General features: G+C 68.9%; 18 protein-coding genes and 1 pseudogene. 10 read left to right on the forward strand and 9 right to left on the reverse strand.

All coding sequences use genetic code 11. The annotated features are described in order from the left end of the window. Positions 1 to 3: 3 nt before the first annotated feature. From torA to ACN6O8_RS10510, 5 genes are all read left to right on the forward strand, one after another. Positions 4 to 2,517 carry a trimethylamine-N-oxide reductase TorA gene (gene torA / locus ACN6O8_RS10490; RefSeq protein ID WP_427990990.1) on the forward strand — a complete coding sequence of 838 codons (2,514 nt, stop codon included), beginning with the start codon at positions 4 to 6 and terminating at the stop codon, positions 2,515 to 2,517. A gap of 34 nt (positions 2,518 to 2,551) precedes the next feature. Next, positions 2,552 to 3,226, forward strand: a complete 675-nt coding sequence (gene torD, locus ACN6O8_RS10495) for a molecular chaperone TorD (protein WP_427990991.1) — start codon at positions 2,552 to 2,554, stop codon at positions 3,224 to 3,226. A 103-nt stretch (positions 3,227 to 3,329) separates the two neighbouring features. Next, entirely contained in the window at positions 3,330 to 4,097 is a 768-nt protein-coding gene (dsrO, locus tag ACN6O8_RS10500; RefSeq protein WP_427990992.1) for a sulfate reduction electron transfer complex DsrMKJOP subunit DsrO, read from the forward strand. A gap of 13 nt (positions 4,098 to 4,110) precedes the next feature. Further along, positions 4,111 to 5,145, forward strand: a complete 1,035-nt coding sequence (gene nrfD / locus ACN6O8_RS10505) for an NrfD/PsrC family molybdoenzyme membrane anchor subunit (RefSeq protein ID WP_427990993.1) — start codon at positions 4,111 to 4,113, stop codon at positions 5,143 to 5,145. 37 nt (positions 5,146 to 5,182) lie between these two features. Further along, positions 5,183 to 8,371: a tetrathionate reductase subunit A gene (locus ACN6O8_RS10510; protein ID WP_427990994.1), complete on the forward strand. Its 3,189-nt coding sequence runs from the start codon at positions 5,183 to 5,185 to the stop codon at positions 8,369 to 8,371. 55 nt (positions 8,372 to 8,426) lie between these two features. Here ACN6O8_RS10510 and ACN6O8_RS10515 read toward each other — a convergent pair whose 3' ends face one another. Both ACN6O8_RS10515 and ACN6O8_RS10520 read right to left on the reverse strand, forming a co-directional pair. Beyond that, the gene (locus ACN6O8_RS10515) at positions 8,427 to 9,281 is read right to left on the reverse strand and encodes a 3-keto-5-aminohexanoate cleavage protein (protein ID WP_427990995.1); all 855 of its coding nucleotides are present in this window, start codon (positions 9,279 to 9,281) and stop codon (positions 8,427 to 8,429) included. Then, positions 9,278 to 10,240 carry a 3-hydroxyacyl-CoA dehydrogenase family protein gene (locus tag ACN6O8_RS10520; RefSeq protein ID WP_427990996.1) on the reverse strand — a complete coding sequence of 321 codons (963 nt, stop codon included), beginning with the start codon at positions 10,238 to 10,240 and terminating at the stop codon, positions 9,278 to 9,280. The genes ACN6O8_RS10515 and ACN6O8_RS10520 overlap by 4 nt, the downstream gene beginning before the upstream one ends. 148 nt (positions 10,241 to 10,388) lie before the next feature. Between ACN6O8_RS10520 and ACN6O8_RS10525 the strand changes: the two genes are divergently transcribed. Beyond that, on the forward strand, positions 10,389 to 11,297 hold the full coding sequence (locus ACN6O8_RS10525) for a LysR substrate-binding domain-containing protein (RefSeq protein ID WP_427990997.1): 909 nt from the start codon (positions 10,389 to 10,391) through the stop codon (positions 11,295 to 11,297). A gap of 27 nt (positions 11,298 to 11,324) precedes the next feature. Here the strand turns inward: ACN6O8_RS10525 and ACN6O8_RS10530 are convergent, their stop codons facing one another. Both ACN6O8_RS10530 and ACN6O8_RS10535 read right to left on the reverse strand, forming a co-directional pair. Then, a complete protein-coding gene (locus tag ACN6O8_RS10530) occupies positions 11,325 to 12,008 on the reverse strand; it encodes a GntR family transcriptional regulator (protein ID WP_427990998.1) in 684 nt (227 codons plus the stop codon). 17 nt (positions 12,009 to 12,025) lie between these two features. Then, the gene (locus ACN6O8_RS10535) at positions 12,026 to 13,801 is read right to left on the reverse strand and encodes an IlvD/Edd family dehydratase (protein WP_427990999.1); all 1,776 of its coding nucleotides are present in this window, start codon (positions 13,799 to 13,801) and stop codon (positions 12,026 to 12,028) included. Positions 13,802 to 14,021: 220 nt separating this feature from the next. Here ACN6O8_RS10535 and ACN6O8_RS10540 point away from each other — a divergent pair, with 220 nt between their 5' ends. Both ACN6O8_RS10540 and pdeR read left to right on the forward strand, forming a co-directional pair. Then, positions 14,022 to 15,017, forward strand: coding sequence for a Bug family tripartite tricarboxylate transporter substrate binding protein (locus ACN6O8_RS10540; RefSeq protein ID WP_427991000.1), 996 nt, complete (start codon positions 14,022 to 14,024; stop codon positions 15,015 to 15,017). A 308-nt stretch (positions 15,018 to 15,325) separates the two neighbouring features. Further along, positions 15,326 to 17,323 (forward strand): cyclic di-GMP phosphodiesterase, encoded by a 1,998-nt coding sequence (gene pdeR, locus ACN6O8_RS10545; protein ID WP_427991001.1) that lies wholly within the window; start codon positions 15,326 to 15,328, stop codon positions 17,321 to 17,323. Positions 17,324 to 17,344: 21 nt separating this feature from the next. Here pdeR and ACN6O8_RS10550 read toward each other — a convergent pair whose 3' ends face one another. Then, entirely contained in the window at positions 17,345 to 18,229 is an 885-nt protein-coding gene (locus tag ACN6O8_RS10550; protein WP_427991002.1) for a crotonase/enoyl-CoA hydratase family protein, read from the reverse strand. 445 nt (positions 18,230 to 18,674) lie between these two features. On the opposite strand from ACN6O8_RS10550, the gene ACN6O8_RS10555 reads away from it, so the two are divergent. Continuing rightward, positions 18,675 to 20,774 carry a TonB-dependent receptor gene (locus ACN6O8_RS10555; protein WP_427991003.1) on the forward strand — a complete coding sequence of 700 codons (2,100 nt, stop codon included), beginning with the start codon at positions 18,675 to 18,677 and terminating at the stop codon, positions 20,772 to 20,774. A 101-nt stretch (positions 20,775 to 20,875) separates the two neighbouring features. Then, positions 20,876 to 21,007 (forward strand): annotated as a pseudogene (locus ACN6O8_RS10560) (DNA-binding protein); the annotation flags it as partial. A gap of 15 nt (positions 21,008 to 21,022) precedes the next feature. Here ACN6O8_RS10560 and ACN6O8_RS10565 read toward each other — a convergent pair. The 4 genes from ACN6O8_RS10565 to ACN6O8_RS10580 all read right to left on the reverse strand — a co-directional run bounded on the left by ACN6O8_RS10565 (position 21,023) and on the right by ACN6O8_RS10580 (position 25,087). Further along, on the reverse strand, positions 21,023 to 22,006 hold the full coding sequence (locus ACN6O8_RS10565; RefSeq protein ID WP_427991004.1) for a Bug family tripartite tricarboxylate transporter substrate binding protein: 984 nt from the start codon (positions 22,004 to 22,006) through the stop codon (positions 21,023 to 21,025). Positions 22,007 to 22,115: 109 nt separating this feature from the next. Further along, positions 22,116 to 23,084: a LysR family transcriptional regulator gene (locus tag ACN6O8_RS10570; RefSeq protein ID WP_427991005.1), complete on the reverse strand. Its 969-nt coding sequence runs from the start codon at positions 23,082 to 23,084 to the stop codon at positions 22,116 to 22,118. A gap of 66 nt (positions 23,085 to 23,150) precedes the next feature. Beyond that, entirely contained in the window at positions 23,151 to 24,296 is a 1,146-nt protein-coding gene (locus ACN6O8_RS10575; RefSeq protein WP_427991006.1) for a CaiB/BaiF CoA transferase family protein, read from the reverse strand. Beyond that, positions 24,293 to 25,087 carry an enoyl-CoA hydratase gene (locus tag ACN6O8_RS10580; protein ID WP_427991007.1) on the reverse strand — a complete coding sequence of 265 codons (795 nt, stop codon included), beginning with the start codon at positions 25,085 to 25,087 and terminating at the stop codon, positions 24,293 to 24,295. The genes ACN6O8_RS10575 and ACN6O8_RS10580 overlap by 4 nt, the downstream gene beginning before the upstream one ends. Positions 25,088 to 25,115 lie beyond the last annotated feature (28 nt).

The raw sequence follows: 25,115 nt of genomic DNA on the forward strand, positions 1-25,115 counted from the left end.
GATATGAAGCTCTCGCGTCGTCGTTTCCTGGGCGGTGTCGCCGCCTCGCTCGGTAGCGTGGTGGTGCCGCCGCTGCTGCGCAATGGCCAAGTGCTGCGGGCCGCCACGCTTGCCGAGGCGCCCGCCGGGCCGGGCCGCTGGCGGTTCTCCGGCGCGCACTGGGGCGCATTCCGCGCCCGCGTCGTGGGCGGCCACGTCGTGGAAATCAAGCCCTTCGAGTTCGACAAGCATCCGACGCCGATTCTCGACGGCACGCTGGACGTGCTGTACAGCGCTTCGCGGGTGCGCTATCCGATGGTGCGGTTGGACTGGTACCGCAAGCGCGGCGCGGCCGGCAATGCGCTGCGCGGCGACAACCGTTTCATCCGGGTCGGCTGGGATGAGGCGCTGGATCTGGTCTACGGCGAGTTCGAGCGGGTGCAACGCGACTACGGCCCCTGGGCGCTGCACGTGGGCAACGTCGGCTGGCGCTCGGTGGGATTGATGCACAGCTGCGGCAACCACATGTTGCGCGCCATGGGCATGCACGGCTACAGCGTCGGCACGGCGGGCGACTATTCGACCGGCGCCGGCCAGACCATCCTGCCCTATGTGCTGGGTTCGACCGAGGTGTATTCGCAAGGCACGTCCTGGGACATCATCCTCAAGGAAACGCGGGTGCTGGTGTTCTGGGCCAGCGATCCCATCAAGAACCTGCAGGTCGGCTGGAACACCGAAACGCACGAGGCCTACGCGTACTTCGAGCAGCTCAGGCAGAAGGTGGCGAACCGGGAAATCACGGTGATCTGCGTCGATCCGGTCAAGAGCAAGACGCGCAATTACCTGGACTGCGAACACCAGTACGTCAATCCGATGACGGACGTGGCCTTCATGCTGGGGATCGCCCACGTCTTGTGGAAAGAGAAACTGTACGACGCCCACTTCCTCGAGACCTACGCGGTCGGCTTCGATGAATTCATCGCCTACGTCGAAGGCAAAACCGAGGACAAGATCGAACGCACGCCGGAATGGGCCGCGTCGATCTGCGGCGTGCCGGCGCCGCGCATCCGCGAGCTGGCGCGCCTGATGGCGGCCAATCGCACGCAACTGATGTTCGGCTGGTCGATCCAGCGCCAGCAGCACGGCGAGCAGCCTTACTGGATGGGGGCGATCCTGGCCGCGATGCTGGGGCAGATCGGTCTGCCCGGCGGCGGCATCAGTTATTCGCACCACTACAGCTCGGTGGGGGTGTCGGCCTCGGGCGCCTCGATGCCGGGGGCGTTTCCGCTGAACCTGGACACCGGCCGCAAGCCGCGCCACCAGAACGACGACTACCAGGGATACAGCGCCGTCGTGCCGGTCTCGCGCGTCATCGACGCGCTGCTGGAGCCGGGCAAGGAAATCAACTTCAACGGCCACAAGGTCAAGCTGCCGCCCTACAAGGTGGCAATCTTCTCGGGCTGCAACCAGTGGCACCGGCAGCAGGACCGCAATCGCATGAAGCGGGCCTACCAGGCGCTGGAAACGGTGGTGGCCATCGACTACAACTGGACCGCGACCTGCCGTTTCGCCGACATCGTGCTGCCGGCCTGCACACCCTACGAGCGCAACGACATCGATGCCTATGGTTCGTATTCGAACCGGGGCGTGATCGCCATGCACAAGCTGGTCGACCCGCTCTATCACTCGCGCTCGGATTTCGATATCTGGACGGACTTCTGCAAGCGCATGGATCGCGCCGTGGAATACACCCGCAACATGGACGAGATGCAGTGGGTCGAATCACTGTACGAGGAATGCCGCAAGGAGAATGCCGCCAAGGGCTTCGCCATGCCGCCGTTCGCGCAATTCTGGGAGCAGGGCTACGTGCTGTTTCCCGAGGGCAAGCCCTGGGTGCGCCATGCGGACTTCCGCGAGGATCCCGAAGTCAACGCGCTGGGCACGCCGTCGGGGTTCATCGAGATCTACAGCCGCAAGATCGCCGGCTTCGGCTACCGCGATTGCAAGGGGCACCCGGTCTGGATGGAAAAGGCCGAACGTTCCCACAACGGCCCGCGCTCGGACAAGTATCCGCTCTGGTTGCAGTCGGCGCATCCGGATACCCGCCTGCACTCGCAAACGTGCGAATCGCCCACGCGGCGCGCCACCTACACCATCCAGGGGCGCGAGCCGGTCTTCCTCAACCCGGATGACGCCCGCCGGCGCGGTATCAGGCATGGCGACCTGGTGCGGGTGTTCAACGACCGTGGCCAGTTGCTGGCCGGCGCGTTCCTTTCGGCCAATTTCCCGCCCGGGGTGGCGCGCATCCAGGAAGGGGCGTGGTACGGGCCCACCGGGCCGGAGATCGGCGCGCTGGATACCTACGGCGATCCCAACACGCTGACGCTGGACATCGGCACCTCCGACCTGGCGCAGGGGCCGAGCGCCAATACCTGCCTGGTGGAAATCGAACCCTACCAGGGCGCGGCGCCGGCCGTGACCGCGTTCGGCGGCCCGACGGAGGTGGACATCGATGGCAAGGTGCTGGCGCGGCATTGACGCCGGTGCGGGCCTTTTAGGTTTCATGGAGCCAATGATGAACAGCGCGCGGTTCGACCCGGAATGGGGCGCGGCCTGCCAGATGCGGTCGCAGATTTATGGGTGGTTCTCCACCGTCTTTGCCGGCGAAATGGCGCCCGCCGCCATGGCATCGTGCCAGGAGGGCGGCGCCGATCACCTGTGGGCGGTGTTCACGGCGCTGGGCCTGGGCCGGCAGGCCGAGGCCGTGGCGGCGGTGTTCAAGGCGTGGGCCGCGCATCCCGAGGCGCCGCTGGAGAACGCGGCCGACTTCGCCGCGCTGTTCCTGCTGGAAGGGCGGGCGGCCCCGCTTCCCTATGCCTCGCACTACCTGGATGGGGGCGGGCCGTTGTACGGCGCGCCGGCGCGGGCGATGCGCGCGTTCCTCGCGTCCAGCCCGTGGCGGCTCGATGAACGCTTCAAGGAGCCGGAAGACCACCTTGCCGTCATCCTCGGGGTGCTGGCGCAATGGAGCCGGGACTGCGGCCGGGTGGGCGATGTCGCGGCCTGCGCGGCGCAGCAGGAGGCCTATCTGGATGCCGCGCTGATGCCCTGGGTCGAGCAATGGCAGGCGCGGATGGACGCCGTGGACACCCTGGCCTTCCGCTACTACCCGGCGGTCGCGGCGCTGCTGGTCGCGTTTCTGCATGTGGATCGGGAATATCTGCAAGCCTGCGCGGAAGGGGAATAAGAAAAGTCTGAAATAACCCCGTCCCCCATTGATCGGCATCAACTCTCTATATAACTAAAAGCGATAAGTTAATGGCACAACGACATAATTCGCGGAGAAGTCTGTGCCTCACCCCCCACCCGAAGTCCCTCTCCCGGGCAAACGCGGTTTCCTGAAGAACCTGCTCGGCCTGAGCGCCGCGGCCACCATCATCCCCATCCGTGCCGAAGCCGGCACCGGCATCAACCAGCAACCTCCCCGCCGTCCCGGCATCCCCGGCAAGCGCTACGGCATGCTGGTCGACCTGCGCAAATGCATCGGCTGCCAGTCCTGTACGGTCAGTTGTTCGCTCGAAAATCTGCCGCCCGTCGGCCAGTTCCGCACCACCGTGCTGCAATACGAGGTCCAGCCCGACCGTGGCGGCCCCTGTGCCATGGTGATGCTGCCGCGCCTGTGCAACCACTGCGACAACCCGCCCTGTGTGCCGGTCTGCCCGGTGCAGGCCACGTTCCAGCGCGAGGACGGCATCGTGCTGGTCGATAACGAACGTTGCGTCGGCTGCGGCTATTGCGTGCAGGCCTGTCCTTACGACGCCCGTTTCATCAACCACGACACCCAGACCGCCGACAAGTGCACCTTCTGCGAGCACCGGCTCGAAGCCGGCCTGCTGCCGGCCTGTGTCGAAAGCTGCGTGGGCGGCGCCCGCATCATCGGCGACCTGAACGATCCCGACAGCGCCATTTCGCGGCTGATGGCCGAGCATCGCGCCGACATCAAGGTGCTCAAGCCCGAGATGAAGACCGATCCCCACGTCTATTACATCGGCCTGCCTGACGCCTTCGTGCACCACATCGACGGCCAGGCCGGCGTGCGCCTGGCCGGCAGCCACTGAGCAGGGGACTTTCATGCAGATCACCGAATTGCTGACCCCGGTCTACGACGCCGCCTGGCTGCCCTGGGCGGTGCAGTACTTCTTTCTTATCGGCATCGCCGCCACCGCGGCGCTGACGGCCGCCGGCGTCGCCTTTGGCGAGGCCGGCTCGCCGGCGCGCCGGCTGTTGCCGGCGGCCGTGACCGTGCTGCTGGTGTGCGCCATCGCCGCGCCCGTGTCGCTGCTGGCCGACCTGCACCAGCCCGGCCGCTTCTGGCACTTCTATACCCGGCTGACGCCGTGGTCGTGGATGTGGCTGGGGGCGCTGCTGTTGCCGGTCTTCACCGGGCTGGCGGTCCTGTTCTGCGCCGCCTGGTGGTGGGGGCGCATGCTGTGGGTGCGCCTGCTGGCGCTGGCGTTGGCGCTGTCGGCCGTGTCGATCCTGGTCTATACCGGCGCCGAAGTGATGGTGCTGCGCGCCCGCCCGTTGTGGCATACGCCGTTCCTGCCGCTGAATTTCGCGTTGACGGCCTGGCTGGGCGCGCTGGGGGCCATGTTCCTGGTGGGCCGCTGGCTGCCCGGCGGGCTGAAGGCCTTGCCGGTCGAGCTGCTGCGCCGCCTGAGCGTGACGGCGGTGGTGATGATGGCGATCGGCGCGGGCGCCTGGGTTCTGTTGGGATTGCTGGGCGAGGATGCTTCCTTTAGCGCGGCGTTGCGTCTGTTCGGCGAGTTCCCGGTGTGGCGCGTCAGCCTGGCCGGCGCCGTGGCCACCGCGTTCTGCATGATCGCGCTGTTGCAGCGCGCGCCGCGCACCCTGGCCGCGCCGCTGCCCTCGGCCGCGCTGGCGCTGACCATGCTGGCGGCCGCCTGGATCTTCCGCTGGGTGGTGTTCATGAGCGTGCAGGGCGTGCCCAAGTATGGCGCCGGCCTGTACCTGTACGACATGCCCTGGGGCAGCGACGGCCTGCTTGGCATGATCGGCGTATTGGGCCTGTGCGCCGCGCTGGTCGCCGCCGTGACCGGCGCGCTGGAACTGTTCCCGGCCCGCACCCGCGGCCAGGCGGCCTGATGCCGCCGGCCCGACACGAATCCGCATCGAGAAGACCATGGACAAGCTACATCAAGACGACACGCCCGACGCCAACGCCGACGGGCCCGACCAACCCGACAACGCCGCGCGCCGCAGGCTGATCGCGCGCGGTGGCGTGGTTGCCGGCGGCCTGGCCGCGTTCGCGGCCGGCTACGGCGAGACCGTCGGCAAGGCCGTCAAGGGCCTGGCGCAAGGCACGGCCGGCGTGCCCACCGCACACGCCGTGCGCGGCAATTCGCTGACGCCGGAATTCCGCATCGATCCGGTCAGCGGCCTGTTGTCGACCCAGCCGGGCCAGACCGTCAGCCCCTCCAGTTGCCTGGGCTGCTGGACCCAATGCGGCGTGCGGCTGCGCGTCGATACCAAGGCCAACCGCATCCTGCGGGTGGCCGGCAATCCCTACCACCCGCTGGCGACCACGCGGCCGGCGGCGATGGACACGCCGGTGCGCGAGACCTACGCGCAACTGGGCGGCGACAACGGCCTGGAAGGCCGCGCCACCTCCTGTGCGCGCGGTTCGGCCATGCTGGAGCAGATGCACAGCCCGTACCGTGTGCTGCAACCGCTCAAGCGTGTCGGCGGCCGTGGCGAGGGCAAGTGGCAGACGATTTCCTTCGAGCAACTGGTGCAGGAGGTGTGCGAGGGCGGCGACCTGTTCGGCGAAGGCCACGTGGACGGCCTGCGGGCGATTTTCGACCGCGACACGCCGCTGGATCCGGCCAACCCGGAGTACGGCGCCAAGGTCAACCAGTTCCTGTTCACCGATGCCTCCAACGAAGGCCGCACGCCGTTGATCCAGCGCTTTGCCGGCCAGTCGTTCGGCACCGTCAACGTTAGCAACCACGGCTCGTACTGCGGGCAGAGCTTCCGCGTCGGCGCGGGCGCGGCGCTGGGCGATCTGAAGGGCATGCCGCATGGCAAGCCCGATTGGGATAACGCCCGCTTCGGCCTGTTCATCGGCGCGGCGCCGGCGCAGGCGGGCAACCCGTTCCAGCGCCAGGCGCGCCAACTGGCCGAGGCCCGCACCCGGCCCGAAGACAAGGGCTTCACCTATGTGGTGGTGTCACCCGTGCTGCCGGCGTCGTCCAGCCTGTCGGCCGGCTCGGGCAACGAGTGGGTGCCGGTCAACCCCGCCAGCGACCTGGCGCTGACAATGGGCTTGATCCGCTGGATTCTCGATCATGAGCGTTTCGATGCGCGCGCGCTGGCGCAGCCCGGCCCGGCGGCCATGCAGGCGGCGGGCGAGGCGGCGTGGACCAATGCCACGCATCTGGTGATCGCCGAACCCGGGCACCCGCGCCAGGGCAGCTTCCTGCGCGGCGCCGACCTGGGCTGGGCCAGGCCCGCCGATGCCGGCGAAAAATGGGAAGACGTGTATGTGGTGCGGCTGGCGGACGGCACGCTGGCGCCGCATACGGTCGCCGCGCCCGCCACGCTGTTCGTCGACGAGACGGTGGCCGCGCCGGGCCTGGCGGGCGCGCCTGCCGCGCTGCGGGTGCGCAGCGCGCTGGCGCTGCTGCGCGACCAGGCGCGGCGCAAGTCGCTGGACGAATATGCCGCGCTGTGCGGCGTGCCGGCGGCCAAGATCGCCGAGCTGGCCGGGCGTTTCACCAGCCACGGCAAGCGCGCGGTGGCCGATGCGCATGGCGGCACCATGAGCGGCGCGGGTTTCTACACCGCTTATGCCATCGCCATGCTCAACACGCTGGTGGGCAACCTGAACGTCGAAGGCGGCCTGGTGCTGGACGCCGGGCCGTTCCCGCCCTATGGCGCCGGGCCGCGCTACAACATCGCGGGCTTCGCCAACCGCGCCACGCCCAAGGGCGTGGCCCTGTCGCGCAACCGCTTCCCGTACGAGAAATCGAACGAGTTCAAGCGCAAGCAGGCGGCCGGCCAACCGGTCTATCCGGCCGCCGCGCCCTGGTATCCGGCCACCGGCGGGCTGAGCTCCGAAATGCTGGCCTCGGCGCTGGCGGGCTATCCGTACCGCGCCAAGGTCTGGTTCAACCACATGAGCAACCCGGTCTACGGCATTGCCGGATTCAAGAACGTGCTGTTGGACAAGCTGAAGGACCCGAAGATCCTGCCGCTGTCGGTATCGATCAATCCGTTCATCAACGAGACCAATGCGCTGGCCGATTACATCGTGCCCGACACCGTGACCTACGAAAGCTGGGGCGTGTCGGCGCCGTGGGCCGACGTGGTGGCCAAGGCGTCCACGGTGCGCTGGCCGGCGGTCGAGCCGCGCGTGGCGCGCAGTGCCGACGGCGCGCCGGTGTGCCTGGAGTCGTTCCTGATCGCGTGCGCCAAGCGCATCGGCATGCCGGGCTTCGGCGCCAACGCCATCGCCGACGCGGACGGCAACCGCTACCCGCTGGACACGGCCGAGGACTTCTTCCTGCGCGGCATCGCCAACATCGCCTTCGGCGCCGGGCGGCCGGTGCCCGAGGCCAGCGATGACGACCTGGCGCTGACCGGCGTGGCGCGCTACCGCGACGTGCTGCAAGGCAAGCTCAAGCCCGATGAATGGCGCCGCGTGGCCATGGTGATGAGCCGCGGCGGGCGCTTTGACCGCATGCGCGACGCCTGGACCGAGGCCGGCCAGACCCGCCAGGCCTGGGCCAAGCCCTTGCAGGTGTGGAGCGAGGAGCTGGCGGGTTTCCGCCATGCCATGACGGGCGAACGCTACAGCGGCTGCCCCACCTGGTATCCGGCGCGGCTGGCCGACGGGCGCGACGTGCGCGAGCAATATCCGCGCGCGGACTGGCCGTTCCTGCTGACTTCGTTCAAGTCCAACCTGATGAGCTCGATGTCGATCGGCGTGGACCGGCTGCGCCAGGTGCATCCGCACAATCCGGTGGCAATCAACCGGCAGGACGGCGAGCGGCTGGGGTTGCGCAACGGCGATCCGGTGCGCATCGTCACCCCGGGCGGCGCGGTGACCGGCCTGGCCTTGCTGCGCGACGGCATCCAGCCGGGCGCGGTCGGCATCGAGCACGGCTATGGCCATACCGAGCTGGGCGCGCGCGCCCACGTGATCGACGGCAAACCGATGCCGCACGATCCGGCGCTGGCCGCGGGCGTGAACCTGAACGATCTGGGATTCGGCGATGCGACGCGCGGCGCGCATGCCAACGTCTGGATCGACTGGGTCTCGGGCGCGGCGGTGCGGCAGGGGCTGCCGGCGCGCATCGAGCGCGCTTGAGGCGGCGCCGGCAAATGGCGCGAGGCGGGTGCTGCGGCGCCGGCCTCGCCGCGCTTTAGGCGATCGCTCCGTAAATCCGCCGCGCCTGGGCGGCATCCGCGAGCGGGCGCCCCAACGCGCGCGCCCCTTCCACCGCCTGGCGCACCAGTTCGGCATTGCCCGCCGCCACCCGCCCATCGCGCAGCTTCAGATTGTTCTCGAATCCCACCCGCATATGCCCGCCGAACGCCGCCGCCGTCGTCACGCAGGCATTTTCCTGCGCCCCGAACGCGCACACCGCCCACGGCAGCGAGTGGTCATACGCCGCCAAAAACGGCAGCAAATCATAGGCCGAAGACGTCTGCCCCACGCTGTAGCGTCCCAGCACGAACAGCACCGACCACGCGCCCGGCGGCACCAGCCCGCGCGCCCGCAACGACAGCCAGCGCCGCACATCGTCCGCGTCGTACAGAATGATCTGCGTCATGATGCGGCGCTCGGCCAGCCAGGCCAGGAAGGCCGCCAGCTCGCCCTCGGAAATCTCCGGCACCGCGATCTCGCGTAGCCCGATCGACACCGCCTCGGGCTGCAATTCGCGCACCAGCGCCATCTGTTCGGCCGCCTTGTACACGCCGGCCGCCTCGCTGGTCACCTGCACCAGCAGCTCGTCGCCCACCGCCCGTTGCACCGCCGCCAGCGCCTCGCGGTAGGCCTGCGCGTCCAGCAGGTGGCCGCCGTCCGGCTTGCGCACATGCATGTGCATCATCGCCGCGCCCGCGTCCAGGCAGGCGCGGGCCTCCCGCGCCAGCGCCTCGGGCGTGAGCGGCACGGCCGGATGGTCGGCGGCCTTCTTGTAGGCGCCGTTGGGCGCCACCGTCACGATGACGGGCGATTCGGCCAGGGCCGGGCGGGGATATTGCGCGGCGTTCATGGCTGGATCTCCGGCAGTTCGGGCGCGATCAGGTCCAGGCCCGCGCGCAGCAGACGGTCATAGCGGGCGCGCTCGGCGGCGATGGTCTCGGGCGTCCAGGCGTAGAAGCCTTCGCCGGCCTTCATGCCGTGGCGGCCGTCGGCGGCGCGCTCGGTCAGGCAGCGCGCCGGATGGTCGTCATTGCAGAAGGTCGGGTACATGGTCGCGCCGGCCGCCGCGTGCACGTCGATGCCGGCGTGGTCGCGCTGCATCACCGGGCCGGCCGCCAGGAAGCGGAAGCCGAAGCCGAAGCGCACCGCCGCGTCCACGTCCTCCGGCGAGGCGATGCCGCGGTCGATCAGGTTGAACGCCTCGCGCGACAGCGCATGCTGCAGGCGGTTGGCGAGAAAGCCCGGCAGGTCCTGGCGCACCTTGACCGGCACGCTGCCGCAGCGGCGCATGAAGGCGATCAGCGCATCGGCGCGGGCCTCGTCGCTGCGCTCGGCCATCACCACCTCGACCAGCGGCACCAGGTGCGCCGGCATGAAGAAGTGCAGGCCCAGCATGCGCTCGCGCGTGGCTAGCCCCTGGCCGATGGCGCTGATCGGGAAGCTGGAACTGTTGCTCGCCAGGATCGCGTCGGGCCGGGCGCGCCGCACCAGCTCGGCGAACAGCGCCTGCTTGATGTCCAGCCGCTCCGGCACGCACTCGATCACCAGGTCGACGCTGGCCCAGTCCACCTGGTCCAGGCTGGCGGCCGTGGCCAGTTGCGACACCAGCGCCTCGCGGCCGATGGTCTTGAGGTTGTCGGCCACCCGCGCCGGCAGCGCGGCCGCGCGCGCCGCGTCCGGCTCGATCACCGTCGTGCGGCAGGCGGCGCGTGTCAGCACCACCGCCACGTCGGCGCCCATGGTGCCGCCGCCCACCACCACCGCATGCGCCGCGCCCGGGTTGGGCAGGGCCTTTGCGTCCGTCTGCATGGTTTGCTCCTTGTTCTGAAACCGCGGTTGCGTCTGCGGCTGTGTCTGTATTGGGCGCCGAGTGTAGAGAAGCTTGTTTGATTGATGAATCAGATTTTTTGGATAGAATGATCGACAATTCGGATCAATGAAACAGGCGTCCGGCGGCATGCAGATCAATCTCTCGATGCGCGATATCGACACCACGCTGGTGCTGGGGCGCACCCTCAACTTCCGCCAGGCGGCGGCGCAGTTGCACCTGTCGCAGTCGGCCTTGTCGACGCAGATGCAGCGCATCGAGGACGCGCTCGGCGTGCGGTTGTTCGACCGCACCACCCGCACGGTGCGCTTGACGGCGGCGGGCGAGGTCTTCATGCAGCAGGCGGCGGCCCTGCAGGTGGCGTTCCGCGAAGCCATCGCCGCCGTCAGCGGCATCGCCAGCGCCGAGCACGGCCAGGTGTCGGTGGCGGCGCTGCCGTCGCTGGCCGCGCGGCTCCTGCCGCGCGTGCTGATGGCCTATCGCCAGGCGCATCCGCAGGTCGCGCTCAAAGTGCGCGATACGCTGTCGGGGCCGGCCTTCGACCTGGTGCGCGCGGGCGACGTGGACTTTGCCCTGACCGCCGCCGACCCGCAGCACGCCGATCTGCATTACCAGCCGCTGATGTCCGACAGCTTCCTGCTGCTGATCCCCGAAGGTCACCCGCTGGCGCGCGCCAAGGGGCCGTTGCGCTGGGCCGATACGGCCGGCGCGGCGCATGTGTCGATGGTGCATCCCAGCAGCGTGCGCCAATACACCGAATGGGCCTTCCTGCAGAACCGCATCCGCTTCACGCCGGCCTTCGAGGCCGAGCATCTGACCACCATCGTGGCCATGGTGGAGTGCGGATTCGGCGTGGCGGCGCTGCCCGAGATCGCGGCCGGCGCGGTGGCGCAGAACGGCATCGTGCAGCGGCCGCTGAGCGGCCCGGTGGCCGAACGCTCGATCGGCCTGGTGACGGCGCGCAACCGCAGCCTGCCGCCGGCGGCCGCGGCGCTGGTGGCGACGCTGCGGCAATACCTTGCCGAGCAGGCGCGTTGAATTTTCCGGCGGGCGCGGGGGCGGCGCTCAGCCGCCGCGGCGCGCCTGTTCCGACGCCAGATAGGCGTCGCGCGAGGGCAGCAGGTGCTCGCGGCAGAGCGTCATCAGCGCGGCGCGGTCGCCGTCGCGTAGGGCGTGGATCATGGCCCAGTGCTCCTGGCGGGCGCGCTCGCGGTAATGGGCGGCGGCCAGCGAGCCGAAGCGGATCGGGTGGGTGCGGCGCGCATATTCCTCGATGGCCTGGCCCAGCACCGCGTTGTCGAGCAGTCCGAACAATTCGCGGTGAAAGCGCTGGTTGCTGCGGAACACGCGGCGCGCATCGCCGTCGGCCACCGCGGCGTCATGCTCGCGTTGCACCGCGGTCAAGGCCGCCAGCCGCGCCGGCGGCACCGGCAGCGGCATCAGACTGGCGGCGTGCACCTCCAGCACTTCGCGCAGCGCGTACAGTTCCATCACCTCGCGCGCCGTAAAAGCCCGCACCACCGCGCCGACGTTGCGCTTGCGCTCGACCACCCCCAGCAGCTCCAGCTCCACCAGCACCTGGCGCACCGCATGGCGCTTCATGTCGAAGCGCGCCATCAGCTCGTCTTCGGTCAGCCGCTCGCGCGGATGCAGCCGGCCGAAAACGATGTCTTCTTCCAGCGCGGCCACCGCCGCCGCCAGGGCGTCGGGCGCTTGCGGTTCGAGGGCGGCGGGGGGGATGGCGTTCATGGGCGAAGGCAAGGGCGTTATTGCTTGGGCACGGTGTCGCGGGTGGCGCTGGCGCGCAGGAAGTCGAAGTCCACCCCCTGGTCGGCCTGCGTCACCGTCTGCAGGAACAGCTTGCGGTAGCCGCGCTCGGCCGCCGGGCGTTCGACCGGGCCGGCCGCTATGCGGCGCGCCAGCTCGGCGTCGTCGACCAGCAGGGCGATCTCGCGCCGCGCCACCGACAGGCGGATGCGGTCGCCATTTTGCACGTAGGCGAGCGGCCCGCCAATCGCGGCCTCGGGCGTGACGTGCAGCACGATGGTGCCGGCCGCCGTGCCGCTCATGCGGCCGTCGGAGATGCGCACCATGTCCTTGACGCCGGCGCGCGCCAGCTTCCTGGGGATCGGCATGTAGCCGGCCTCGGGCATGCCGGGCGCGCCGGTCGGGCCGATGCGCTTGAGCACCAGCACGTCGTCGGCGGTCACGTCCAGCGCCTCGTCGTCGATGCGGCGGGCCATGTCCTCGGCGTCCTCGAACACCACCGCGCGGCCTTCGTGCTCCATCAGCCTGGGGTTGGCGGCCGACTGCTTGATGATGGCGCCGCCGGGCGCCAGGTTGCCGCGCAGCACGGCCAGGCCGCCCACCGGGTAGATGGGCGCGGCGACGCTGCGGATCACGTCCTGGGTGAACGGCGCGGGGGCGTCGTCCAGTTCCTCGCCCAGGGTGCGGCCCGACACCGTCAGCGCGTCCAGGTGCAGCAGCGGGCGCAGCTCGCGCAGCAGCGCCGGCATGCCGCCGGCGTGGTGGAAGTCTTCCATGTAGTGCTGGCCCGAGGGCTTCAGATCCACCAGCACCGGGGTCTCGCGGCTCATGCGGTCGAGCCCGGCCAGGTCGATGTCGATGCCCAGGCGGCCGGCGATGGCGGTCAGGTGCACGATGCCGTTGGTCGAGCCGCCGATGGCCAGCAGCACGCGCAGCGCGTTTTCGATGGACTTGCCGGTGATGATGCGGTCGGGCGTCAGGCGCGCGGCCGCCATGGCGACGGCGGTGGCGCCAGTGCGCTCGGCCACCCGCACGCGGTCGGCGGTGACGGCCGGGGCGGAGGCGCCGCCGGCCACCATCATGCCCATCGCCTCGGTCAGGCAGGCCATGGTGCTGGCGGTGCCCATCACCGAACAGGTGCCGACGCTGGCCACCAACTGGTTGTTGACGGCGGCGATTTCGGCCGCGTCGATTTCCTCGGCGCGGTAGCGGCCCCAATAGCGGCGGCAGTCGGTGCAGGCGCCGACCCGTTCGCCGCGGTGCGAGCCGGTCAGCATCGAGCCGGTCACCAGTTGGATCGCGGGCACGCCGGCCGAGGAGGCGCCCATCAACTGCGCCGGCACGGTCTTGTCGCAGCCGCCGATCAGTACCACCGCGTCCATCGGTTGGGCGCGGATCATTTCCTCGGTGTCCATCGACATGAGGTTGCGCAGGTACATGCTGGTGGGCTGCGAGAAGCTCTCGTGCACCGAGATGGTGGGAAAGTCCATCGGCAGGCCGCCGGCCAGCATCACGCCGCGCTTGACCGCCTCGATCAGTTGCGGCGCGTTGCCGTGGCACGGGTTGTAGCTGCTGCCGGTATTGACGATGCCGATGATGGGACGGGCCAGCGCGTCGTCGGACAGGCCGGCGCCCTTGATGAAGGCCTTGCGCAGGAACAGCGAAAAGCCGGTGTCGCCGTAGTTGGTGAGGCCGCGCGCCACGCCGGTGCTGCGGGCGCCGTCGCTGTCGAAGGGGCCCTTGCCGGGCTCGCCGCCCTTGGTCTCGTTCGTCATTTTTGTTCCCGATAATATTATTGATAATCCAAGGCGGGGATCATATCCACCCTTGGGAAAAGCCCGCAAGCCTTTTGTACGGGAAATTTTATTGATCTTGAAAAAAGATCAGTCGATAGAAAAATTCTGATTCATCAATCAAGATTCGGCTCCTACACTGGCGCCGTTGACGAGCCGGGCGTCCGTTCCATTCCTATACTCATCCCGGCAGGAGACCTACATGTCAGACCTGCGTCTGCGGCCCCGCCGCGCCCTGCTGCTTTCCTTGTTGGCCTTGTGTACCGGCGTGGCGACGCCGGCCCTGGCCGCCGACGCCTATCCCGACAAACCGATCCGCCTGATCGTGCCGTACCCGCCCGGGGGCGCCACCGACGTGATCGGCCGCGTGCTGGCGCAGGAGCTGACGGGCGCGCTGGGCCAGTCGGTGATCGTCGAGAACCGCGCCGGCGCCGCCGGCAATATCGGCGCCGACCAGGTCGCCAAGGCGCAGCCCGACGGCTACACGCTGCTGATGGGCGCGCTCACCAGCCACTCGATCAACGCCGCGCTGTACCGCGGCCGGGTCACGTATGACGTGGAAAAGAGCTTCGCGCCGGTGGCCATCGTCGGCACCGTGCCGCTGGTGTTCGTGGTCAACCCGTCGGTGCAGGCCAACGACCTGAAGCAGCTGATCGCGCTGGCCAAGTCGCGCCCGGGCTACGTCACCATGGCTTCCGCCGGCAACGGTTCGCCGCAGCACCTGGCCGGCGAGATGTTCAAGCGCACCGCGGGCGTGGATATCCTGCACGTGCCGTACAAGGGCAGCGGCCCGGCCATGACCGACCTGATGGGCGGCCAGGTGCTCAGCATGATCGAAACCGTGCCGGCTTCGCAGGCCAGCATCAAGGCCGGCAAGCTGCGCGCGCTGGCGGTGACCTCGGCGCAGCGGGTCGAGGCGCTGCCGGACGTGCCGACAGCGGCCGAGGCCGGCCTGCCGGGCTTCGAGGTCAGCTCCATGTTCGGCATCGTCGCGCCGGCCGGCACGCCGGCGCCGGTCATCGAGCGTCTGAACGGCGAGCTCAAGAAGATCCTGGCCAAGCCGGCGGTGAAAGCCTCGCTGCTGAATCAGGGCGCCATCGCCGAGTGGACTACCCCGGCCGACGCCGGCGCCCGCGTTTCGGCCGAACTGGCGCGCTGGACCAAGGTCATCGACGAGGCCGGGGTCAAGCCCGAGTAAGCCTTTCGGGCGGGGGCGCCGCCGCCGGCGCGCCCGCCCGGTGTTTCATTTGCGTCACGCGCGGCAAATAGTCAAAAATTTCCGACGTTATTGTTTGCATGGCAAGCGCCTGGCCGCGCAATGCGTGTGAAGTCTTGCCGACTTCCGCGAATTATTCATGGCGCGCACCTGGGGTGTCGCGCCATGGTTGTCCGTGTTGATGAAATAATCTGCAATACGGGCCGAACGCTGTTCATGCGGGTGGTTGACCCCGAACTGCCTAGGCCGTATGTTTCTCGCAGGCCTTCCACGGACGGCGGGGGACACCAATGACTGAGACTCAGGACGAAAAATCGATCCTGTACCTGCATTTCGGTACACCGAGCCCCTATTGGAGGCTGGCGGCGGACAGCGACGCGATCGAACTATCCGCGGTCAAGGGCGCCACCAATATCGCGCTGGCGCTCAAGCCCGAGCAGGCGCAGGCCATCCGCGCCCTGACCGGCATCACGGCCAGCCTGCGCATCGACATCGTGCTGTACGGCGATCCGATACAACTGCGGCTGGTCGGACGCAAGATCAATCCCAATGAATGGGCCGGCACGGCCTCGGCCCACACCGACACCGATTCGGTGGCGCGCGACCTGGTCGAAGGCCTGTCGTTCGCCGAAACCGTGGTGTCCGAAGCCAATTCGGTCATCGTCATCGTCGACCAGCACGGCCGGGTGCAGCGCTTTAACAAGGTCAGCGAGGAATACACCGGCAAGCGCGAGCAGGACATCGTCGGGCGCAGCGTGTTCGACATGTTCATGACGCGCGAAGAGGCCGCCGCCTCGCGCCGCAACATCGCCGAGTTCTACAAGCGCGGGCAGTCGTACGAGGTCGAGCGCCTGATCAACACGGTCAAGGGCCCGCGGCTGTTTCTGTTCCGCAACAAGTTCGTCACCAGCGGCAGCGGCGAAAAGCGTGTCTACCTGATCTGCTCGGGCACCGACATCACCGAGGAACGCCAGGCGCAGGAACGTCTGCGGGTGCTGGCCAATACGGACATGTTGACCAATCTGCCCAACCGCCACGCCATCACCACGCGCCTGAAGGCCGCGCTGGCCGAAGGCGAGGGCGCCCGGGGCGGGGTGCTGTTCCTGGATCTGGACAACTTCAAGCGCATCAACGACCACTACGGCCATGGCTTCGGCGATCGCCTGCTCAAGTCGGTGGCGGTGGCCATTTCCAGCTGCCTGGCGCCCGGCCAGACGCTGGCGCGGCTGGGCGGCGACGAATTCCTGGTGTTGCAGGAAAACGCCGAGGCCTGGCAACTGGAAGCCACCGCCGGCCGCATCATCGAACGCCTGCGCGAACCGTTCCGCCAGGAGCTGATCGAGGTCTACACCAGTTGCTCCATCGGCATCGCCATGTATCCCGAGCACGGCGACGACCTGGACAGCGTGGTGCGCAGCGCCGACATCGCCATGTACGTGGCCAAGGAAGCCGGGCGCCATACCTACCGCGTGTTCCAGCCCGAGATGGACCGCCGCAATGCCGACTATGTCTGGCTCGACACCAACCTGCGCAAGGCGCTGGCCGAGGGCCACCTGATGCTGTACTACCAGCCCAAGCTGGCCGGGCGCGGGGGCGAGGTCGATGGCGTCGAGGCCCTGCTGCGCTGGCGCTCGCCCGAGCGCGGCATGATCTGTCCCAGTGTCTTCATTCCCTATGCCGAAGAATCCGGCCTGATCTCGCAACTGGGGGTGTGGGTGATGCGCGAGGCCGCGCGCCAGGCCGCGGCCTGGAAGCGCGACGGGCTGAACCTGCGCGTGGCGGTGAACATGTCGGCGCGTCAACTGGATGACAAGGGCGTGGTCAGCGAATTCATGCGGGCGGTCAACGATGCCGGCCTGGATCCCTGCCTGCTCGATATCGAACTGACCGAGAGCTGCCTGATCGAGGACGAGGTCGCCGCGATCGAGTTGATGAAGCAATTCCGCCAGTTGGGCGCGCGGGTTCACCTGGACGACTTCGGCACCGGCTATTCGTCGCTGTCGCAACTGGCCCGCATCCCGCTGGACGCGATCAAGCTGGACGCCAGCTTCGTGCGCGGCGTCAACGAGAATCCGGTGTCGCAGGCGCTGGCGCGGGCCATCGTGGCGGTGGCCCGCACGCTCGAACTGAAGGTGATCGCCGAAGGCGTCGAGACCCAGGAAGAAACCGCCTTCCTGGATACGCTGGGAGTGGACGCCAAGCAGGGCTACCTGTACGCCAAGCCCATGCCCGCCGCCGAGTTGAGCACCTGGCTGGCGCAACGGCGCCGGCTGCATCTGATCGCCTGACGCGGCCGGCGCGCGCCGGCTTCAATGCATGGTGGCGTCCATCAGCCCCTCGGAGCCGGCGGGCGAACGGCGGTTCTGCGCCATCACCAGCCGTTCCATGTAGGCGCGGTCCTTCGGGTCGATGCTGAAGGCGGCCTCGACCCAATCCTCGGTGATGTCCATCAACTCGGAGCGGGTCAGTTGCAGCACGCGCTGGCGCGCCCGCAGCATGGCCCGCATGCCGTTGAGCTTGGGCCGCATCACGTCAATGAAGGTGCGGGTGGCCTTGTAGGCCTCGCCCGGCTCGAACAGCACGTCCACCAGGCCGCGCGCCTGGAACCATTCGGCGGTGTGCGATTCGCCGGTGCCGATCAGTTCCTCGGCCAGCTTCATGCCCGCGCGCCGCGCCACCAGCGAATAGCCGCCCATGCCCGGGAACAGGTTGAAGGCCATCTCGGGAAAGCCCATGCGGGCGTTGTTCTGCGCCAGCACGAAGTGGTGCGCCAGCGCCGCCTCGAAGCCCCCGCCCAGCGCGGTGCCTTCGATCATGGCCAGCGACACCGCGCCGGTATCGAAGCCGCGGGTGGCGGCGTGCACGCAATCGACGCAGGCGCGGGCGTAGGCGCGCAGCGCCTCGCGCCGGCCGGTGCGGATGGCCTCGGCGAAGAAGTTGAGGTCGCCGCCGACGTTATAGATCTGCGGCACCAGCGAGCCCGTGACCCAGAAGTCGATGGGCAGGCCGGAATCCTTGGCGGCGCGCGCCAGGGTCATGATTTCGTCGATCAGTTCATGGTTAAAGCAGGGGCGCGGCTGCGCGCGTAGCATCATCCACATGACACGTCTTCCTTCCTCATAGAACGCGGAGACTTGCTTCAGGTTGCCTGCGGCGGTAAAGGGATGGCAGTCCGGATGAATGAGTTGATTCATTTGCTTTCGTCCAATCGATCAAGGTGAGTCGGAGTACTGCCGGGCCAGCCTAATACAGCGGGCCGCCTGTCTGCCTCATGCGAACCTCGTCCGTCCGGCCAGACTTGTCCGTAGTGCAAACATCGGAGTGTTCGACGGCAAAAACAGGGCATCGGCCGCCGCGCCGTCGTGCCGTTGGATGAGGCCGGCCTCGCCGACATGAACGAGGCACCGCGCCCATTCGCGGCGAACGCAAGCGGCCCGCGCGGGGCGGCGGTGTCATGCAAATGGCGGGGGGGGGGAGGGCGGAAAGGGCGGGAGCGCTGGCCACGGGCCGGCGTGGTGCGCTCGTTGTGACGCCGCAACACACGCGCGCACGCGCGCTTCAAATGAGAAGAATCTCATATACAAATGAGATTCATTGTCGATATCATCGCGGCTCGATAGAACTTACAGAATGCTTGCGATGCCCGTTTTTCCTGTTCCGCGCGCCCTGACCCTGGCCGTCGCGCTGGCCGCGATGGCTCCCCACCTGTCCGTCCTTGCCGAACCCGCGCACTTGCCCGCCATCAGTGTCGAAGGCGCCAATGCCGACGATCCGCGCGTGCCCGAGGTCACCACCGCCACCCGCACCCAGACCCCCGCGCGCTACGTGCCGCAGGCCATCGACAGCGTCAAGGTCGAGAGCCTGCAGAACTACGGCATCAGCACGCTGGGCGAGGCGCTGTCCGGCATCCCCAACGTCAGCAACGCCTCCGACACCCGCTTCGATTCGCTGCGCATCCGTGGCTTTGACGCCAGCAACGACTTCTACCTGGACGGCATCCGCGACGACAGCCAGTACGTGCGCGACCTGCACAACATCGAGCGCATCGAGGTGCTCAAGGGCCCGGCCGCGGTGCTGTATGGCCGCGGCAGCCAGGGCGGCATCGTCAACCGCGTCAGCAAGGCGCCGCAACCGGGCCGCGAATCCACGCTCGAAGCCCAGGCCGGCAGTTGGGACCTGCGCAGTTTCTATGGCGACCTGAGCGCCGACCCCGGCGAGCATGTCAGCGTGCGCCTGAACGTCGGCCAGGAAGACAGCAACACCTTCCGCCACAAGATCGGCGGCACCCGCCAGTTGGTGGCGCCGTCGCTGAACTGGCGCATCACGCCCGACCTGGACTGGCTGCTGCAGTACGAGTACAGCCGCTACGACCGCACCCCGGACCGCGGCATGCCCAGCGTCAACGGCCGCCCCGCCGACGTCGGACGCGCCACCGTCTATGGCGATCCCGACCGCGACTACATCGACGACCGCGCGCAATCGTTCCGCTCGCGCCTGGCCTATGCGCTGGCGCCGGGCTGGCAGCTGCGCTACACGCTGGGCGTGTTTGCGTTGAACAGCAAGTTCGACAACACCTACCTGACCGGCTACAACGCCGCCACCGGCAGGGTCGCCCGCAGCCGCTGGCAGCAGGATCTGACCACCCGCAGCATCAACAACAATCTGGAAGCCGAAGGCCTGTTCCATACCGGCGCCATCGAACACCGCATGCTGTTCGGCGTGGAAGTGGCGAACCAGGAACGCACGCCCGACCTCTACACCACGCTGGCGCGCGGGCCGGGCGCGCAGCCGGTGCCGACGCTGGACTTGTACGACCCGGACCTGTCCCAACAGCACAACGGCGCCATGACGCTCAGCAGTTCGGCCCGCCACAAGACCCGCAGCCAGGGCTACTACGTGCAGGACCAGATCAAGCTGGACGATGCCTGGCAGGTGCTGCTGGGGCTGCGCATGGATCGCTTCCACGTCGATTCTACCAACCGCATCCTGGATCTCTCGGCCCGCCGCGACAACCGCGGCCTGAGCCCGCGCGCCGGCGTGGTGTGGACGCCGCTGCGCGACCATTCCTTCTACGCCTCGTACAGCAAGACCTTCTCGCCGGTGGGCGGCAGCCTCATCGGCATCACCCCGAACGCGCGCGGCAACACCAACGACGTCGATCCGGAACAGACGCGCCAATACGAAGTGGGCGTCAAGAGCGACTGGCTCGACGGGCAACTGAGCACCACCCTGGCGCTGTACCAGCTCGAACTCTACAACCGCCGCACCACCGATCCGGTCGATCCGACCCTTGTGTTGCTGACTGGCAAGCAGCGCTCGCGCGGCATCGAGCTGACGGCCGCCGGGCGCCTGACGGGCAACTGGTACCTGCGCGGCGGCATCGGCCTGCAGAACGCCTCCATCGTCCAAGACAACAACGGCCTGGCCGGCAACCGCGTCAGCAATGTGGCGCGGCGCAACGGCAGCGTGTTCCTGACCTACAAACCGGCCGAGGGGCTGTACGGCGAGACCGGCCTGACCTTCGTCGGCCAGCGCTACGCCGACAACGCCAACACGGCGGTGCTGCCCGGCTACGCCACCTGGGACGCGCTGGTCGGCTATCGCACCGGCCAGTGGGACTGGCGCCTGGCGGTGCGCAACCTCGCCGACAAGACCTACTACGCCTCGGCCACCAGCGCCGGCCAGATCCGCGTGGGCGAGCCGCGCACGGTGATCGCCACGGCGCAGTACCGGTTCTGACGGGTAGGCGGGATCGCGGTACGAGAGACGGGCGCTTTGGCGCCCGTTTTGTTTTGCAGGCGCAAAAACGTCTGGATAGAGAGATCAAAAGGCCACTTAAGCAGCTCTACCGCACGCTGTCGCCCAAGGGCAACCCATCGCTGGCCAGCCTGCTGGCCATTCTCAAGGCGATGGGCCTGCGGCTGGCCGTGATGCCGCGGGCCGATGCGGCGGCCCCGGTCCGGATGGGCTGAGGCCGCGTCCCGCGCTTATTGCGGCTCGATCTTCGCGTCGATCGCGCGCTGGGTCCAGATCTGGCGCTGCGACTGGGCGAAGGCCCGGTGCTCGGCCAGCGTGTTGGGGGCGACCTGCATGCCCAGCGCCTCGAATTTCGCGATGCTGTCGGGCTCGCGCAGGATGCGGGCGATCTCGCGGTTCAGGCGTTCGACCACCGGCGCCGGCGTGTCCTTGGGCGCGGCCACGCCCACCCAGACCACCAGGTCGAAATTCCCGTAGCCCAGCTCGGCCAGCGTCGGCACGTCGGGGAAGTCCTTGGAACGCGCCTGGCCGGTGAAGGCGATGCCCTGGAGCTTGCCGCTGTGCATGAACGCCGTCACCACCGACAGGTCGGCGAACAGGTAGTCGACGTGGCCGCCCAGCAGGTCGGTGACGGCGGGCGGCTGGCTCTTGTAGGGCACGGCGTTGGCGGCGGCGCCGGCGACGCGGTTGAAGGTGGCGCCGGCGATCTGGCTGGTGGGCGAGCCGTAGGCGTAGTTCAGCGGCTTGGCGCGGGTGGCCTGCACCAGCTTGGGCACCGCGTCGTAGGGCGAGTCGGCGCGCACCACCAGCATCATGGGAATGGTGGCGATGCGGATGACGTGGGTGAAATCGCCGGTGGGGTCGAAGGGCGGCTTGCGGAACAGGGCCGGCGTGGCCGAGTGCGTCGAGCTGCTGGTCAGGATCAGGGTGTAGCCATCGGGCGCGGCGCGCGCGGCGGTGGACGAACCAATGGTGCCCGACGCGCCGGGCTTGTTCTCGATCACGATCGGCACGCCCAGGCGCGGGCCCAGCTTTTCCGTCAGGATGCGGGCGCTGGTGTCGGTGGCGCTGCCGGGCGAGAACGGCACCACGATGGTGATGGGCTTGCTGGGGTAGGCGTCGTCGGCCTGCGCGGCGCCGCTGGCGGCGGCCAGGGCCAGGGCGCAGGCCGCCGCGAACCGGCGCGCGCCGCTGCGTTGCGGGAATCGGGTCATGAAAGTCTCCTGTGTTGTTCTGCGGCCCCGCGGCGGCATGCGGGCGTCAGGGCCGATGCCATGATGCGGCCGCTTGGCTTATCCCAACAAGGGACTAATTTTCATAGACCTATTCCGTATCTGGATAAGTCTGGCGGGCGTCGGCGTCGTCTTCGTCGTAGCGGGTCGGGTCGGGCGCGGCCTCGCGCGCCCGCAAGGTCTGCTCCAGGCCGGTCAGGAACGCGTCCGCCGCCAGTGACAGGCGCGCGCTGTGGCGCTGGATCAGCCACAGCGCATGGCCGCGCTGGCCGCCGCCGCCGATGGGCGCGGTGACCAGGCCAAGCTGGCGCGCGAAGGCGCAGACGTAGCCCGGCACCACCGTGATGCCGAGCCCGGCGCGCACCAGGTTCAGCACCGAAGTCAGCATGCCGGCCTCGATGCCGGACTGGAATTGCAGGTCGAGTTCGCCGCTGATGCGGTCGACGGCGCGGCGCACGCTGTAGACGTTGCGCAGCGTGATGTGCTCGTGCGCGGCCAGGTCGGCCCAGCGCACCTGCTGGCGGCGTGCCAAGGGGTGGCCGGGCGCGTGGACCACATGCATGGTGTCGCGGTAGATCACGCGCGCGGCCAGTTCGTCGCCGTCAATGGCGGTGGAGACGATGCCGAAGTCGGCGCGGCCGTGGCGCACGTGCTCGATGGTCTCGTCGGTGTTCAGCTCGAACAGCTCCAGCTTCACGCCCGGATGGCGGCGGTGGTAGCGCGCGATCATGCCGCCCAGCAGGCCGACCATCATCATCGGCGAGCAGGCCACGCCGACCACGCCGCGTTCCAGCGAGCGCAGGCTGGACATGCTGCGTTCGGCCGCGCGCACCGTGCCCAGGATCTCCTGGGCGTAGGCATAGAAGTCCGCCGCGCCCTCGCATGGCGTGACGCTGCGGGTCGAGCGTTCGAACAGCGGCTGGCCGACCTCTGCTTCGAGTTCGGCGCACAGTTTGCTGACGGCCGATTGCGTGACGAAGGCGGCGCGGGCGGCGGCGGTGAAGCTGCGCAACTCGTAGAGCGCGCAGAACACGCGCAACTGCTTGAGGGTGATGTTCATGGTCGGGGCGGAAAGGGGGCGGGCGCCCCGGGCCGCGCAAGCACGCGTCCCGCGCGTCCCGGAGAATCAATCCGGATCGAGCATATCGCGATCCGCATCCTGGCGCGGGGCCAGGCAGCGGATCGATCCGGGCGTGCGCGAGAAACGCACCGGGATCGCGGTGGTCGTCAACGTGCCTTCAGTGGGGTGCTCGACCCGCTGGAAAAACCCGGTGGCGGCCAGGTGCGGGTCGTCGAACAGGGCCTCGGGCGGGTTGACGCGCGCGTGCGGGATGTCGGCGTCGGCCAGCAGCGCCAGCCAGTCTTCGGTGCCGCGCAGCGCGACGATGGCCGCCAGGTCGGCGTAGAGCGCGTCGAAGTTGCGGGCGCGGGCCTGGGGGCTGGTATAGCGCGGGTCGGCGGCCAGGTCGGCGCATTCGGCCAGGGCGAAGAAGCGCTGCCATTGGGCGTCGGTATACGGCAGCAGCGCCAGGAAGCCGTCGCGGGTGCGGTAGGGCCGGCGCTCGGGCGACAGCACCCGGCGGTAGCCCATGGCGCCGCGCGGCGGCTCGAAGGTGCGCCCGCCCAAGTGCTCGATCAGGGTGAAGGACACCAGCGTCTCGAACATGGGCACCTCGATCGCCTGGCCCTGGCCGGATTTTTCGCGTTCGTACAGCGCCATCGGGATGGCGTAGGCCAGCGTCAGCCCGGCCACCTTGTCGGCCATGATGGTGTTGATGTAGGCCGGCGCGCCGCTGTTGCGGCCCTGCAGGTCGGCCAGGCCGCTCATGGCCTGGATGATGTCGTCGAACGCCGGCTGGGCGGCGTAGGGGCCGTCCTGACCGAAGCCCACCGCCGAGCAATAGATCAGGCGCGGATTGCGCGCCCGCAGGCTGGCGGCGTCCAGGCCGATCCGCGCCAGCGCGCGCGGCCGCACGTTGGAGATGAAGACGTCGGCGCCGTCGACCAGCCGCAGCAGGCGTTGGCGGTCGTCCGGCTCCTTGGCGTTCAGGGTGACGCTGTGCTTGTTGCGGTTCAGGTTCAGGTAGACCGCGCCCATGCCGGGCGAGGCGGCCGGCGCCGAGGCGCGGAACACGTCGCCCTCGGGGGCTTCGACCTTGATGATTTCGGCGCCCATGTCGCCCAGGATCTGGGTGGCGTAGGGGCCCATGCCGACCGCGGTCATGTCGACCACCCGCACGCCGGCCAGCGGGCCGCTGGCCGCCGCCGTCATTGCGCCTCCCGCGCGCGCTTGCGGGCCAGGAACGGCGCCATGTACTGGCGCGGTTCGTCGCTGGCGAAGGCCGCGCCGAAGGCGTCGACGCTGCGATCCAGGCCGGCCGCGATGGTCGATGTTTCCCAATAGCGCAGCAGCGCCTTCTGCGAGCGCACGGCCCGCGGCCCGCTACGGGCGATGGGGGCGACGGTGCGTTCGACCAGCGCGTCCAGTTCGCCGGCCTCGCACAGGAATTGCAGAAAGCCCCAGCGCAGCGCCTGCTCGGCGTCGACCGTGGCGCCCGTCAGCAGCAGCCAGCGGGTGGCGCCCGGGCCGATCAGCGCCGGCAGCAGCACGGCGTGGATCACCGACGGAATGCCGACCTGCACCTCGGGCATGCCGAAGACGCCGTCGCGCGAGCCCAGGCGGATGTCGCAGGCCGCGGCCAGTTCCATGCCGGCGCCCAGGCAGAAGCCGGGCAGGCGGGCGATGGTCGGCACCGGCACCGCGCGCACCGCTTCGCACAGGTCGCGCAGGCGGGTGATGAAGGCGCGGCCGCCGTCCGGATCGAGTTCCGCCATTTCATAGATGTTGGCGCCGCCGACAAAAGCCTTGTCGCCGCTGCCGCGCAGCACCAGCGCGCGGGCGTCCGGTTGCGCCGCGATCCAGCGCACCGCTTCGGTCAGGCCCAGCGTGACCGGCGAGGCCAGGATGTTCATGCTTTTGGCGTCGTCGATCCGCAGCGTGTAGAGGCCGCGCGCGTCGCGCTCGATGTGGCTGTGGGGGAAGGCGGGAATCGGGGCGCTCATGGGCTTGCTGTCTCCATTGGAATCGTGG

This window comes from Achromobacter sp. (assembly GCF_050285565.1).
In the GTDB taxonomy this organism is placed as follows: Bacteria; Pseudomonadota; Gammaproteobacteria; order Burkholderiales; family Burkholderiaceae_B; genus Achromobacter.

Excerpts from the sequence above, each read along its gene's own strand:
- torA (WP_427990990.1), top strand. The coding sequence starts at position 4 with ATGAAGCTCTCGCGTCGTCGTTTCCTGGGCGGTGTCGCCGCCTCGCTC.
- torD (WP_427990991.1), top strand. The coding sequence starts at position 2,552 with ATGATGAACAGCGCGCGGTTCGACCCGGAATGGGGCGCGGCCTGCCAG.
- nrfD (WP_427990993.1), top strand. The coding sequence starts at position 4,111 with ATGCAGATCACCGAATTGCTGACCCCGGTCTACGACGCCGCCTGGCTG.
- ACN6O8_RS10510 (WP_427990994.1), top strand. The coding sequence starts at position 5,183 with ATGGACAAGCTACATCAAGACGACACGCCCGACGCCAACGCCGACGGG.
- ACN6O8_RS10515 (WP_427990995.1), bottom strand. The coding sequence starts at position 9,281 with ATGAACGCCGCGCAATATCCCCGCCCGGCCCTGGCCGAATCGCCCGTC.
- ACN6O8_RS10520 (WP_427990996.1), bottom strand. The coding sequence starts at position 10,240 with ATGCAGACGGACGCAAAGGCCCTGCCCAACCCGGGCGCGGCGCATGCG.
- ACN6O8_RS10525 (WP_427990997.1), top strand. The coding sequence starts at position 10,389 with ATGCAGATCAATCTCTCGATGCGCGATATCGACACCACGCTGGTGCTG.
- ACN6O8_RS10530 (WP_427990998.1), bottom strand. The coding sequence starts at position 12,008 with ATGAACGCCATCCCCCCCGCCGCCCTCGAACCGCAAGCGCCCGACGCC.
- ACN6O8_RS10535 (WP_427990999.1), bottom strand. The coding sequence starts at position 13,801 with ATGACGAACGAGACCAAGGGCGGCGAGCCCGGCAAGGGCCCCTTCGAC.
- ACN6O8_RS10540 (WP_427991000.1), top strand. The coding sequence starts at position 14,022 with ATGTCAGACCTGCGTCTGCGGCCCCGCCGCGCCCTGCTGCTTTCCTTG.
- pdeR (WP_427991001.1), top strand. The coding sequence starts at position 15,326 with ATGACTGAGACTCAGGACGAAAAATCGATCCTGTACCTGCATTTCGGT.
- ACN6O8_RS10550 (WP_427991002.1), bottom strand. The coding sequence starts at position 18,229 with ATGAATCAACTCATTCATCCGGACTGCCATCCCTTTACCGCCGCAGGC.
- ACN6O8_RS10555 (WP_427991003.1), top strand. The coding sequence starts at position 18,675 with ATGCCCGTTTTTCCTGTTCCGCGCGCCCTGACCCTGGCCGTCGCGCTG.
- ACN6O8_RS10565 (WP_427991004.1), bottom strand. The coding sequence starts at position 22,006 with ATGACCCGATTCCCGCAACGCAGCGGCGCGCGCCGGTTCGCGGCGGCC.
- ACN6O8_RS10570 (WP_427991005.1), bottom strand. The coding sequence starts at position 23,084 with ATGAACATCACCCTCAAGCAGTTGCGCGTGTTCTGCGCGCTCTACGAG.
- ACN6O8_RS10575 (WP_427991006.1), bottom strand. The coding sequence starts at position 24,296 with ATGACGGCGGCGGCCAGCGGCCCGCTGGCCGGCGTGCGGGTGGTCGAC.
- ACN6O8_RS10580 (WP_427991007.1), bottom strand. The coding sequence starts at position 25,087 with ATGAGCGCCCCGATTCCCGCCTTCCCCCACAGCCACATCGAGCGCGAC.